Source organism: Allobosea sp. P1_A7 (assembly GCF_056406775.1).
Map to the genome: position 1 here is coordinate 37,198 of NZ_JBFTZN010000002.1, position 12,826 is coordinate 50,023.

The following is a 12,826-nucleotide window of genomic DNA, read 5'->3' on the forward strand; positions in this document are numbered from 1 at the left end:
CAAAGCGCAATGCAAATCAGACACACGCCGCAAGCAATGCAACAAGATGGGCTGGCGGCATGAGCGACGAGGACGAGGCGAAGCAGGTTCGCAGCATCTTCATCTCCGACCTGCATCTGGGAACGCGAGGAGCACAGGCCGATCTCGTGCTCGAATTCCTGCGGGCCTATGATGCTCCGCAGATTTATCTCGTGGGTGACATCATCGATGGCTGGCGGCTGAAGAGCGGCTGGTACTTCCCGCAGGCGCATAACGACGTCGTGCAGAAGCTCTTGCGCAAGGTGCGCAAGGGTTCGCGGCTGATCTACATCACCGGCAACCACGACGATTTCCTCCGCGACTTCACTGGAAGCGAGTTCGGCGGAATCCACATCGCCGACCATGCGCTGCACGAAACTGCCGACGGCAAGCGCCTGCTGGTGATCCATGGCGATCTGTTCGATCTGGTCGTGCGCAACGCAAAATGGCTCGCCCTGCTGGGCGACTGGGCCTACACGGTCGCGCTTGCGTCCAATACGGTCGTCAACAAGGTCCGTCGCCTCTTCCATCTGCCGCACTGGTCGCTCTCGGCCTGGGCCAAGCAGAAGGTGAAGAATGCGGTCAATTATATCGGCGAGTTCGAGATCTGCCTTGCCGCCGAGGCCCGCCGCCATGGTGCGGACGGCGTCGTCTGCGGCCATATCCACCACGCCGCACATCGCAAGATCGACGGGCTCACCTACATCAACACGGGCGACTGGGTCGAAAGCTGCACGGCTGTGGTCGAGCATCATGACGGCCGCTTCGAGGTCATTCGTTGGCCGCAATACCGGCTGAAGAGCGAGCCCGTGCGGCCGATCCCGCTGCCGGCTCTGGTCAGCGAGGCCGCCTGATGCGCGTCCTCATCGCGACGGACGCCTGGCGCCCCCAGATCAATGGGGTCGTCCGGTCGCTGGAGCGGATGGTCGAGGCAGGACCGTCATTCGGTGTGACGCCGCATATGCTGACGCCCGAGGGATTTCGGCAGATTGGCTTGCCATCCTATCCCGATATCCGCATCGCGCTGGCAACGCAGGGCGCCATCGCCCGGCGCATCACCGATTTTGGGCCGGATCACATCCATATCGCGACGGAAGGGCCTATCGGCTGGCTGACCCGCGCCGTCTGCCTCGCGCAGAAGCGGACGTTCACGACGAGCTACCACACAAGGTTTCCGCAATATGTCGCGGCCCGCTGGCCCATCCCGGAACGCTGGAGCTACCAGTTCCTGCGCCGGTTCCATGGGGCGGCTGCCGGGGTCATGGTCTCGACCGCGACAGTCGAGGCCGAACTGAAGGAGAACGGGTTCGAGCGCATTCTGCGCTGGGGGCGAGGCGTCGATCTCCAGCAGTTCCATCCGCGCCAGGCAAGCGTGCTCGACCTGCCGCGTCCCATCTTCCTCAGCGTCGGGCGAGTCGCGGTCGAAAAGAACCTGGATGCCTTCCTGTCGCTGCGCCTGCCCGGCAGCAAGGTCGTCGTCGGCGATGGCCCGGCGCGCGCGGATCTGCAGCGGGCCTTCCCGGATGTGACGTTCCTGGGCACACGCGAGGGCGACGACCTGGCCGCGATCTATGCGTCGTCGGATGTCTTCGTCTTTCCGAGCCTGACCGACACCTTTGGTATCGTGCTGCTCGAAGCCGCGGCAAGCGGGCTGCCCGTTGCCGCCTTTCCGGTGCAGGGGCCGAGCGATGTCTTTGCCGGCAGTGGTGCCGCCGTGCTGGACGAGGATCTGCGGCGCGCAGCGCTAGCGGCCTTGCGCATCCCGCGCGAAGCCTGCCTGGGACTTGCCGCAGGCCATAGCTGGCAGAGCAGTGCCGAGCAGTTCTACGGGCATATCCAGCGGATTTCCCAGCGTGCCTCGGTCCAGAACATCACAACCTTCGCGAACGCCCGTGCCGGGGAAGCGCAGGTGCAGGAGCGGCAGCGGGCTTGAGTTCGCGCCGAAACACGTCCCGCCTTTCGTGCACGGAGGCGATGACGAGGCCCATCGGCACGCCAAGCCCGACAAGTGCTGCCTCCGACAATTGCAGGCTGGCCTCAATGGTCTCCGGCACTGCGTCGTTGACGCCGAGTTCATAGAGATGCCGGGCATGGGCGGCGTCGCGGGCGCGCGCCACGATGACGAGATCGGGGCGCAGAGCCCTTGCCGCCTTGACGATCTCATCGACTGCACGGTGGTTGTGGATCGTGACAATCAGGGCGCTTGCGTCGACCACGCCGCAGAGTTTCAGGAAGTCTGGCTTGGTCGCGTCGCCGAAGAAGGCGGGCCGGCCAGCGCGCCGTTGGCCGGCGATCAGGATCGGATCGGAGTCGAGCGCGATATAGGGCTTCTTGTGCTCTTCCAGCATCGAACCGACGAGCCTGCCAACCCGGCCGCAACCGATGACGATCGCACGCCCCGTATGGTCGTCGGGCGGCAGGATCGTAGCCTCCTCAGGCAGTATCACCGGCGGTGCGAAACGCGCCGCCATATGGCGGGCCACACGAGCCAATAATGGCAGCGCCACCATGGTGAGGGACACCGCGGCAAGCACGAGGCTTGCCGCGTGCTGGTCAACAAGCTTCGCGCCGACAGCCGCGTTGAGCAGCACGAAAGCGAATTCGCCGCCCGGAGCGACCATGATCGCGGTCTCGAGCGCTGTCGGGACGGAGAGAGCCAGCAGCCGGGCCAGGCCCAGCACAACCAGCACTTTGGTCAGGAGAAGGCCGGCCGCGATGCCGAGGATGATTGCGGGCTGGGCCGCAAGCTGCGCGGGATCGACACTCATGCCCACGATCAGGAAGAAGACGCCGATCAGCAGGGATTTGAACGGCTCGATCGTGACTTCGATGGCGCGCCGATACTCGGTTTCGGCCAGGAGCAGGCCGGCGATGAAGGCGCCGAGGCCCATGGAGAGGCCAGCTGTTGCGGCCACAAGTCCCGTGCCGAGTGCCACCAGCAGAGTTGCGGCAAGGAAGCTCTCGGAGCTGTCCGTCGAGGCGACAAGGCGAAAGAGCGGACGAAGCGCCAGCCGCCCGACCACCACAATGCCGGCAATCGCTGCGAAGGCGTGCACGAGCGCCTGCGCAAGGCCGGCGATCAGCGAGCCGCCATTCTGCGCACCGAGGACGGCGATGAGGAAGAGCAAGGGCACGACCGCGATATCCTGGCAAAGCAGGATCGCAAAGCTGGTGCGCCCGGCCGAGGTCATCATGCGGCGCTTGGCCGAGAGCAGTTCGACGACCATGGCGGTCGAGGACAGGGCGAGGCCGAAGCCGATGATCAAGGCCGCCGCAGCGGGCTGCTTCAGCAGGAAGGCGCCGCCGCCGATGATTGCGGCAGACAGCGCGACCTGCCCGAGCCCGAGGCCGAAGACCAGCCTGCGCATGGTCATCAGGCGCTCGAAGGAGAGCTCGAGCCCGATGACGAAGAGCAGGAAGGCAACGCCGATTTCGGCGGGGCCGGTCAATGTGCTCGAGTCGGACACGGTGATCGTGCGCAGCAGCGGCACCGAAGAGACGAGGCCGCCCAATCCGAAGGGGCCGAGCAGCGCGCCGCAGGCCATGAAGGCGACAATCGAATTGACGCGGAAGCGCTTGGCAAATGGCACGATTACGCCGGCCGTGGCGAGGACGACGATGGCGTCTTTATAGGCCGAGGGGTCGATCGTGGCTGCCAAGCTATCCTCGCGTTGCCGATTCAGGGGGCGAATCATGTTTGCGGTCCAAGAGCTTGCGATACAAGCGCTTGTGCGGACCCCAGCAAAAAACTTGCCGTTGGCGGAGACGGCCCGTAGCTTCCGCCCGCATTGTTCGAAGGGGTTTCCATGCGTTTTGCCGGCACCGATTCCTATGTTGCGACCGAGGATCTCACCGTCGCGGTCAACGCGGCGATCCGGCTGGAGCGGCCTCTGCTGGTCAAGGGAGAGCCGGGCACCGGCAAGACCGTGCTGGCGGAGGAGATCGCATCGGCCCTGAAGGCGCCGCTGATCACCTGGCACATCAAATCGACGACCAAGGCCCAGCAGGGTCTCTACGAGTATGACGCGGTCAGCCGTCTGCGCGACAGCCAGCTCGGCGACCCGCGGGTGTCCGATATCTCCAACTACATCAAGCGCGGCAAGCTCTGGGAAGCCTTCGCCTCGGGCGAACGACCCGTGCTGCTGATCGACGAGATCGACAAGGCCGATATCGAGTTCCCCAACGACCTGCTGCTCGAGCTCGATCGCATGGAGTTCCATGTCTACGAGACGGGCCAGACGGTTCGGGCCGCGCAGCGCCCGGTGATGATCATCACCTCCAACAACGAGAAGGAACTGCCGGACGCCTTCCTGCGCCGCTGCTTCTTCCACTACATCCGCTTCCCCGATACGCAGACGATGCAGGCGATCGTCGAAGTGCATTTCCCCGGCATCAAGAAGCGGCTGATGGAGGAGGCGCTACGCCTGTTCTTCGAGGTGCGCGAAGTTCCGGGAATCAAGAAGAAGCCCTCGACCTCGGAGCTGCTCGACTGGCTGAAGCTGCTGGTCGCCGAGGATATCGGCCCCGAGGTCCTGCGTGAGCGCGACCCGCGCAAGCTGATCCCGCCCCTGCACGGAGCGCTGCTCAAGAACGAGCAGGATGTCAGCCTGTTCGAGAAGCTCGCCTTCATGGTGAGGCGGGAGAGCCGCTGAGCGGCTGACCGCTCAGGGATTGCAAGGCGGGATCGCCACCGCGAGATCGATCTTGGCATCGACCTCGCGCACGGCTTCGCGCAGATCGAAATCGCGTGCCACGACGACGTAGTCCTGCGTTTCCGACGTCTTCAGATAGCTCGTCATCAGGATTGGCTTGTCGCCGAGCTCTCCCGTACGGCAGGCCTTGTCCGCGTTTAGCGCCAGGGAACCGCGATTGCCGCTGTTGCCGACCCCGACAAGCAGTTCCTCGCGGAACACCGAGAGCTTGGTTGCATCCGCGGGGCTAAGCCGGAACACGGCCAGACGCCGTCCCGGAGAAGTCACGACAGGCAATGCGGCGAGCTCGGTGGCGTCGCGCACTTCTTCCAGCACCACCTTGCGCTCATGGCGCCCGCCGTCCTTGGGGTTGACCACGATCGTCATGGTGACGCCGCCCGGCAGGGGGCGGATGTCGGACGGCAGGCTGATGGCAGCACGCAGATCGGCCAAAGTCGTGCTGCGCATGTCGATGCGCGACAATTTCGGCAGGGAACTCAGCGGGACATGGCCGCAGGCGCCGGCAAGGGCGGCTGCGATCATGGAAGCGAACAGGGAAGGGCGCATGGTGAGGCTCGTCAATTTCGAATKGGAATATGGCCTGGACATTCAAAAATTCATATATTAGTTTAATTTTGTCAATCGAAGGCAGAATGAGATGAACGCGGAAAACACTTTGAGGTCGAGCGATGCGCCGCTGGCCAGGTTGAAGCGCTTCAGCATGGCAGCACGGCTCGCCAGCTATGCCGCAGCATTGCTCATGGGATTTGGCATGGCCTGGTTGTGGAGCGATCCTGAAAGCCTCGCCAATCATGCGCGCGGCACGATTGGCGTAACTGTCGCGCCGCCGACGCCGGCGATGCGCAGCTACTGGCTCGCCCTGTCTGTCGCCACCGTTCCGGCTGGCTTGTTCATCTACGCGATGCTGCGTCTCGCAAACCTGTTTGGGCGCTTCGGAAAGGGACGGGTCCTCGAAGTCGTCAATGCCGTCGAACTCAGCCGGATCGGCTGGCTGCTCATTCTGTTTGGTGCGGCGACCCCGATTGCGCGCGCCCTGCAGAGCGTGGCGCTGACCTATGACAATCCGGCCGGCCGCAGGCAGCTTGCGATCACGCTCGATCCCGCCATGTTCGGCGCGCTGGCTGCAGGCGCTGTCCTTGTCGCCTTCGGGCTGGTGCTGCGCGAGGCGATGCGCCTCTCTGACGAGAATCAGAGTTTCGTGTAGGACAGGGCGATGCCGATCATCGTCGAACTCGATGTCATGCTGGCGCGTCGAAAGATGCGCTCGAAGGAACTTGCCCAGCGCATCGGCCTGACCGAGCAGCAGGTGTCTCAGCTCAAGTCCGGGAAGGTCCGTGGCATGCGTTTCGATACGCTTTCGCGCATCTGCGACACGCTCCAATGCCAGCCCGGCGACCTGCTGCGCTACGAGCCGGGCGAAGAGGAGGAGGGTGGGGGCGCAGAGGCTTGAGAGTCGTGCGCGGCCTCTCGCAAAACCCGAAGCAGATGGTTAGGTTCTGATTATGCTGCGCCTTCTGCTTCTCCGCCACGCCAAGTCGAGCTGGTCCACCGGTCTCACCGATCGGGAGCGACCACTAGCGGTCAGGGGCCGCGAAGCAGCCCCTGTCATGGGGCGCTATCTGGCAGAGGAGATGCTGCTGCCCGATCTCGTGCTGGTCTCGCCAGCACGACGGACAACCGAAACCTGGGAGCTGGTCGGGCCGATGCTGCCGGAGCGCCCCGGGAGCCATCTCGAACCACGCATCTACGAGGCCAAGCCCGAGCGATTGCTGCAGGTCGTCCATGACACGGAAGCCAATGTCCGCACGCTCCTGATGATCGGGCATAATCCCGGCTTTGAGGAATTGGCCGCAAAGTTGACCGGCCATGGCGACCGTTATGCGGCGGCGCGAATGGCACAGAAATACCCGACCTGCGGGCTTGCCGTGCTTGATTTCGCCGTCGAAGACTGGCGCGATGTCGCACCGCGCGGCGGGCGGCTCGATCGTTTCGTGACACCCGCCTCGCTGGGCGAAGGGCCGGACGAATGAGCGGACCTGCTCCGTTCCTCGCCACATGAGCTCCCCCTCCTATCTCGACGAGGCGCGCAATGCCGCGCTGGCCTTCGGTGACAGCCTGCTTGGACTTGCCCGGCCGCGCCTGCGACTGGGTGTCACCGGTCTGTCGCGCTCGGGCAAGACCGTCTTCACCACGGCGCTGATCCAGAATCTCATCGAGGGCGCCAGGCTGCCGGTGCTCAAGGCGGCTGCAGATGGACGGATCACGCGCGTACGGCTGGTGCCCCAGCCGGATCCCGATATACCGCGCTTTCCCTATGAGGCTCACCGCGCCGCCCTGTCGGGTCCCGACCGGCGCTGGCCCGAGTCGACCCGGCGCATTGCTGAGCTGCGGGTCGAGATCGACTACGAGCGAGCGGCCGGCTGGTTCAAGGGGCCGGCGACGCTGACACTGGATATCGTCGACTATCCCGGCGAATGGCTGCTCGATCTCGCGCTGATCGGCGTCGACTACAAGACGTGGTCGCGGCAGGCGATCGCGGATGCGCGCAAGCCTCACCGGATCGGTTCGGCCAAGCCCTGGCTCGATGGCCTCGCTGTCCGCGATCCGTCGGGGCCGCCTGACGAACTGGCCGCGGAACTCGCGAGCGATCTGTTCAAGGCCTATCTTGCGAGGCTGCGCGCCGATCCGGAGGCTGTCGCCGTGACCCCGCCCGGGCGGTTCCTGATGCCAGGTGACCTCGAGGGTTCACCGGCGCTGACCTTCGCGCCGCTCGACATCGCTCCCGATACCGAGGTCGCGCCAGGCACGCTGGCGGGGCTGATGGCGGATCGCTACGAGGCCTATAAGCGCGTCGTGGTGACGCCGTTCTTCCGTGATCATTTCGCCCGCCTGGACCGGCAGATCGTGCTGGTCGATGCATTGGCGGCGCTCGATGCCGGTCCACCGGCGCTCGCCGATCTTGAAACGGCGTTGGGCCAGGCCCTCACGGCATTTTCCGTCGGTCGCAACTCCTGGCTGACGAGCCTGTTCGCGCCACGCATCGAGCGCGTCCTCTTCGCTGCGACGAAAGCCGACCATATCCACCATACCAGCCATGACCGGCTGGCAGCAGTGATGTCTCATCTCGTGGCGCGGGCGGCCGCACGGGCGCAAGGGGCCGGCGCCAAGGTCGAGGCGATGGCGCTGGCTGCGGTGCGGGCGACGAGGGAGGTCAGGATCAAGCAGGGACGCGAGGATCTGCCGGCGATTGCGGGCGTTCCGGAGGCGGGCGAGAGGGTCGGCGACGAGGTGTTCGACGGCATCGCCGAAGCGGCGATCTTCCCGGGTGAACTGCCCGAGCGTCCCGAGGCGATCTTCGATCCGAAGGCGCAGTCCTGGCAGGTGCGGGCGCCACGCTTCAGGCCGCCGCTGGTGCTGCCGGATGCAGGAGGGCGGAGCCAGCCTCCGCCGCAGATTCGCCTCGACCGTGCGCTCGAATTCCTGATCGGTGACAAGCTGGCGTGACGGAGGGAGGCAGATCCATGAACAAGGCTCCCCGCGCCGTTCGTCTCGATGCCACCGTGCCGGGCGAGGACGCTCCACGCATGACGAAGGGCGTCGCGGTCCTGCCCGAAATCGAACCGCTCGACCCGGTCGAGCCGGCCGTCGTCCCGGTGGCGAGCCGAAAGGGCTTCAGCTGGGGCAGCGTGTTCGTTGCGGGTCTGTCCGCCTTCCTGACACTCTCGATCGGCGTCTGGGCCGAGCGGACCATCTCCTCGCTGATGAATGAGAGCCCAGTGCTGGGTTATGCGGCATTGGCCTCGGCGGCGCTCGCCGTGCTCGCCCTTCTGGTGATGCTGGGCAAGGTTCTGCGCGACATCCTGCGCGAGCGGCGCGTCGAGTCCTTGCGGCTGCGTGCCACGGCGGTGCTTGCCGGTGGCAGTCTCGACGAAGCCAAGGCGATCACCGGCGAACTTCAGCGCCTCTATGCGACGCGACCGGAGACTGCAAAGAGCCGGGCAGAGCTGGCGGACAGCCTGCCCCAGCTCTTTGCGCCGCATGACGTTCTGACGGTCGCAGAGCGGAGCCTGATGACGCCGCTCGACGCCGCGGCGCAGGCGCAGATCGCGCTGGCCGCGCGCCGGGTCTCGCTGGTCACGGCCGTCAGCCCGCGGGCCCTGATCGATATCGTCTTCGTGCTTGTGGCCTGCGCGAGATTGCTGCGGGCGATCGCCGGCATCTATGCCGGCCGCCCCGGGACGCTGGGCCTGCTGCGTCTGGCACGGCAGGTGCTCGGCCACCTGGTCGTGACAGGCGGCATCGCGGCCGGTGACGCGCTGGTCCAGCAGGTCGTCGGGCAGGGGCTCGCCGCTCGGCTTTCGGCCAAGCTCGGGGAGGGCGTGCTCAATGGCCTGCTGACGGCGCGCGTCGGGCTCGCTGCGCTTGCCGTGTGCCGGCCTCTGCCATTCATCGAAGCCAAGCCACCCACCCTGTCGGATGTGGCAAGCGACCTTCCGTCCTGGCGCGGCACGGCTTCCAGCTGACCTTCGGGCTCGGCAAGATCTTGGGGCTCGGCAAAATTTGCCGGCCGGCACGGAAACTGCCGGGCGGAATTCKCCACGACACGGTTTCGAAACCATCCAAGTCGTTGAAAAATAGAATCCTCCTGCATGGCACAGGCCGTGCAGTGGCTGCCTCGACGTATTGGGCGCCCATCCGGGCGCCAGGGTTGAGGCGAGGGTATCATGGGTGTCTTCAGCGCGCTGACGCCGGCAGTTTCCGGCATGCAGGCGCAGTCCTATGCGCTCGAAAATATCTCAGGCAACATCGCGAATTCGCGGACGGCCGGCTTCAAGCGTGTCGATACGACGTTTTCGGATCTCGTCCCGGATTCGGCACTCAATCGCCAGATCGCGGGGTCGGTCGCGGCCTATAGCCGCGCGACCAATACGATCCAGGGCGACCTCCAGGCCACGCGCATCGACACCAACGTGGCGATCAACGGTGATGGCTTCTTCGTCGTCGACCAGCGCCAGAGCGGCCTCGGGGCCAATACCCAGTTCACCAACAGCAATCTCTATACCCGCCGCGGCGATTTCGACTTCGATGCCAATGGCTATCTGGTCAATGGCGCGGGCTACTATCTGAAGGGACTGAAGATCGACGCCGTCACGGGCCAGTTGGTCGGCACCCAGCCAGAAGTGCTGCGCATCACCAAGGAACAGTTCCCGGCCAAGGCGACGACCTCGATCGAGTATCGCGCCAATATCCCGGCCTATCCCGGCACGACGAACGCGAAGACCACAGTTCCGGGTTCCGAGCTGCTGAAGGCCACCGGCTATACCTCCAATCCGCTGTCCACGACCGCCGGCGGAACCGGCCTCGTGACCGGCGCCGACGTCACCCGATTCCTGAGTGATTCCATCGCCGGCGGCTCCGTCACGGTCTATGACGCGCTCGGCAAGGCGACGAGCGTCGAACTGCGCTGGGCCAAGACCACGAATGCGGCGCCGGCCCAGGTGGGGCCGCCGGCCGTTCCGGCGACCGTCGACACCTGGAACCTTTTCGTTGCCGAGAACACCGGCGCGACGGGCGGCGCCGTGGCCTATCGCAATGCCAATGTCGACATCACTTTCGGTACCACCGGCCAGATGACGAGCCCTGCCGGCGGGAACATCACGCTGCCGAACATGACGATCGCGGGCACGGCGATCTCCGGCATCAATCTCACGACCGGCGGCAATGGCCTGACCCAGAACGGCGATGTCAGCGGCCAGATCGACGCGCGCAGCATCCGCCAGGATGGCTACACCGCCGGCACGCTCGACCGCGTCTCGGTTTCGGCCGAAGGCCAGGTGATCGGCACGTTCAGCAACGGCCAGGTCGTCGCGATGGCCCAGCTCTCGGTGGCCCGCTTCAATGCCGGCAACGCCCTGAAGCGCCTCGACGGTGGCGCCTTCGAGGAAACGATCGAGTCCGGTCCTCCGATCATCGGTCTGGGTACGTCGCAGCTCATCGGCGGCAATGTCGAGCAATCCAACACCGACATCGCCGACGAGTTCTCGAAGATGATCGTCACCCAGCAGGCCTATTCGGCCAACACCAAGGTGATCAGCACTGCGCAGGAAATGCTGCGCGACGTGTTCAGCATCATCCGCTGAGCGGCCTTGACCGCCGGCGGAGGCGGTTCCGGGCGATCCAGGAGGATCGCCGGTGACGGCAGGAGTTGACGATGGGTCTGAGTACTTCCCTGGGCACCGCGATTTCCGGGCTGCATGTCACGCAGACCGGTATCGGCGTCGTTTCGCAGAATGTCGCCAATGCCGGCGTTGCCGGCTATGTCCGGCGCGTCGTCAGCACTTCCGATACGCTGAGCGGCGCCACGATCGGCACGTCGAGCACGGCTGTTCAGCGCCTGCTCGACAAGATCGTCCAGCATCAGCTCTGGCAGGAAAGTGCCGGCGCCGCTTACACTTCGACACGGGCGGATGCGCTCTCGAACCTCGACAAGCTGTTCGGCGCGCCGGGAAGCGCGACGGCGCTGGATTCTGTCTACAGCTCCTTCACCACCTCTCTCCAGGCGCTGAAGAACGATCCCTCATCCTATACCAACCGCACGGCCGTGCTCGACGCGGCCAGCCAGCTCGCAAACCGCCTGAACGGGCTGTCCGCCGGTGTTCAGGCTGAGCGCACCCAGGCCGAGACGAAGATCGGCGGTGCCGTCAACCAGATCAACCAGCTGCTGGACTCGCTGACCAGCGTCAATGCGCGGATCGTGCAGGGGCAGAGCGACCAGGCGACAGCCGGCCTGAAGGACCAGCGCGACCGGATCGTCTCCGAACTCTCGCAATACATGGACATCAAGACCAGCGAGGATGCGCGCGGCTCGCTCAGCATCATCACTGGATCCGGTGCCCAGATCTTCGACGGCCGCCCGGCGGTAAAGTTCAGCTTCGACGGGCGCTCGGCGCTTGGCCCGGAATCGCAATGGAGCCCCAACGCGGCGACGCGCGGTGTCGGCACCATCACGATGACCGACAATTCCGGCAACCAGATCGACGCGATCGCCAACAAGGTGTTCCGGTCGGGCGAGATCGCGGCCAATCTCGAGCTCCGCGACAAGACGCTGGTGCAAATGCAGGCCCAGCTCGACGAGATGGCGGCGCAGCTCTCGAGCGCCTTGTCCGATCGGGAGATCGCCGGAACGGCCGTCACCGCAGGCGCGGCCTCAGGCTTCGATGTCGACCTCGCCGGGCTTCAGTCCGGCAACAGCGTAACGCTCGACTACCAGGTCACTCCCGGTGGCGCGACGCGGCGTTTCACCTTCGTGCGCGTGGAATCCGGTGCATCGCTGCCGCTGCCGGCATCGGCCAGCGGCGATGCCAACAACACCGTGGTCGGCATTGATTTCTCAGGCGGGCCGGCTTCGGTCGCAACCCAGATCCAGGCTGCGATCGGCGGCGGGTTCACAGTCTCCAACACCGGTTCGATGCTGCGCATCGTCGACGACGGCGCGGGCAATACCCGCGATGTGCTCGGCCTGACCGCGCGACCGACCGCTACCAGCCTGTCCGGGGCCGGTGGATCGCCCGAACTGCCCTTCTTCGTCGATGCCGGGAACGGCAACGGCGCCTATACCGGCTCGTTCGAGGGCAAGTCCCAGGCGCTGGGTTTTGCCGGCCGCATCACGATCAATCCTGGCCTGATCGCGGACCGCTCGAAGCTGGTCGTCTTCAACACCACGCCGGCGACGCCGCAGGGTGACGCCACCCGGCCGCAGATGCTGCTCGACCGGCTGACCAAGGGCCTGCGAAGCGTCACCAACGCGGTCTCGCTCGACGGCTCGACGGCGACCTCCAACATCACCGTCTCGAACTTCGTGCAGCGCGTCGTCGCCTCGCAGGGGCAGGCGGTCGAGAACGCCAAGCGCCTCGATGAAGGCCAGCAGGTGGCGCTTGCCTCGGTGCAGAGCCGCTTCGCCGAGACCTCGCAGGTCAATGTCGATCAGGAAATGGCGACGCTGATCGAGCTGCAGAACGCCTATGCCGCCAATGCCCGCATCATCTCCACCGTGAAGGAGATGATGGACATGCTGATGAGAGTCTGAGGGACGCCAT

General features: G+C 65.4%; 12 protein-coding genes. 10 read left to right on the forward strand and 2 right to left on the reverse strand.

Translation table 11 applies throughout. From position 1 onward, the window contains the following. Positions 1–59: 59 nt before the first annotated feature. Both AC1D34_RS00570 and AC1D34_RS00575 read left to right on the forward strand, forming a co-directional pair. Positions 60–872, forward strand: a complete 813-nt coding sequence (locus tag AC1D34_RS00570) for a UDP-2,3-diacylglucosamine diphosphatase (RefSeq protein ID WP_441491526.1) — start codon at positions 60–62, stop codon at positions 870–872. After that, on the forward strand, positions 872–1,951 hold the full coding sequence (locus AC1D34_RS00575; RefSeq protein WP_441491525.1) for a glycosyltransferase family 4 protein: 1,080 nt from the start codon (positions 872–874) through the stop codon (positions 1,949–1,951). Before AC1D34_RS00570 ends, AC1D34_RS00575 begins: the two co-directional genes overlap by 1 nt. Here the strand turns inward: AC1D34_RS00575 and AC1D34_RS00580 are convergent. Next, positions 1,890–3,677, reverse strand: coding sequence for a cation:proton antiporter domain-containing protein (locus AC1D34_RS00580; protein ID WP_441491524.1), 1,788 nt, complete (start codon positions 3,675–3,677; stop codon positions 1,890–1,892). The two genes, AC1D34_RS00575 and AC1D34_RS00580, sit on opposite strands and share 62 nt — an antisense overlap. Positions 3,678–3,824: 147 nt before the next feature. Here AC1D34_RS00580 and AC1D34_RS00585 point away from each other — a divergent pair, with 147 nt between their 5' ends. After that, on the forward strand, positions 3,825–4,670 hold the full coding sequence (locus AC1D34_RS00585; RefSeq protein WP_441491523.1) for an AAA family ATPase: 846 nt from the start codon (positions 3,825–3,827) through the stop codon (positions 4,668–4,670). Between the two features lie 12 nt (positions 4,671–4,682). Here the strand turns inward: AC1D34_RS00585 and AC1D34_RS00590 are convergent, their stop codons facing one another. Further along, entirely contained in the window at positions 4,683–5,276 is a 594-nt protein-coding gene (locus AC1D34_RS00590; RefSeq protein WP_441491522.1) for a hypothetical protein, read from the reverse strand. 91 nt (positions 5,277–5,367) lie between these two features. Between AC1D34_RS00590 and AC1D34_RS00595 the strand changes: the two genes are divergently transcribed. From AC1D34_RS00595 to flgK, 7 genes are all read left to right on the forward strand, one after another. Continuing rightward, positions 5,368–5,934 carry a hypothetical protein gene (locus AC1D34_RS00595; RefSeq protein ID WP_476823222.1) on the forward strand — a complete coding sequence of 189 codons (567 nt, stop codon included), beginning with the start codon at positions 5,368–5,370 and terminating at the stop codon, positions 5,932–5,934. Between the two features lie 9 nt (positions 5,935–5,943). Further along, positions 5,944–6,180: a helix-turn-helix domain-containing protein gene (locus AC1D34_RS00600; RefSeq protein ID WP_069879946.1), complete on the forward strand. Its 237-nt coding sequence runs from the start codon at positions 5,944–5,946 to the stop codon at positions 6,178–6,180. A 52-nt stretch (positions 6,181–6,232) separates the two neighbouring features. Continuing rightward, positions 6,233–6,760, forward strand: a complete 528-nt coding sequence (locus AC1D34_RS00605) for a SixA phosphatase family protein (protein ID WP_441491519.1) — start codon at positions 6,233–6,235, stop codon at positions 6,758–6,760. A 25-nt stretch (positions 6,761–6,785) separates the two neighbouring features. Next, positions 6,786–8,234 (forward strand): YcjX family GTP-binding protein, encoded by a 1,449-nt coding sequence (locus tag AC1D34_RS00610; protein ID WP_476823223.1) that lies wholly within the window; start codon positions 6,786–6,788, stop codon positions 8,232–8,234. A gap of 17 nt (positions 8,235–8,251) precedes the next feature. Continuing rightward, the gene (locus tag AC1D34_RS00615; RefSeq protein WP_476823224.1) at positions 8,252–9,253 is read left to right on the forward strand and encodes a YcjF family protein; all 1,002 of its coding nucleotides are present in this window, start codon (positions 8,252–8,254) and stop codon (positions 9,251–9,253) included. Between the two features lie 201 nt (positions 9,254–9,454). Then, the gene (locus tag AC1D34_RS00620; protein WP_476823225.1) at positions 9,455–10,870 is read left to right on the forward strand and encodes a flagellar hook protein FlgE; all 1,416 of its coding nucleotides are present in this window, start codon (positions 9,455–9,457) and stop codon (positions 10,868–10,870) included. A 71-nt stretch (positions 10,871–10,941) separates the two neighbouring features. After that, entirely contained in the window at positions 10,942–12,816 is a 1,875-nt protein-coding gene (gene flgK, locus AC1D34_RS00625) for a flagellar hook-associated protein FlgK (protein ID WP_476823226.1), read from the forward strand. Positions 12,817–12,826 lie beyond the last annotated feature (10 nt).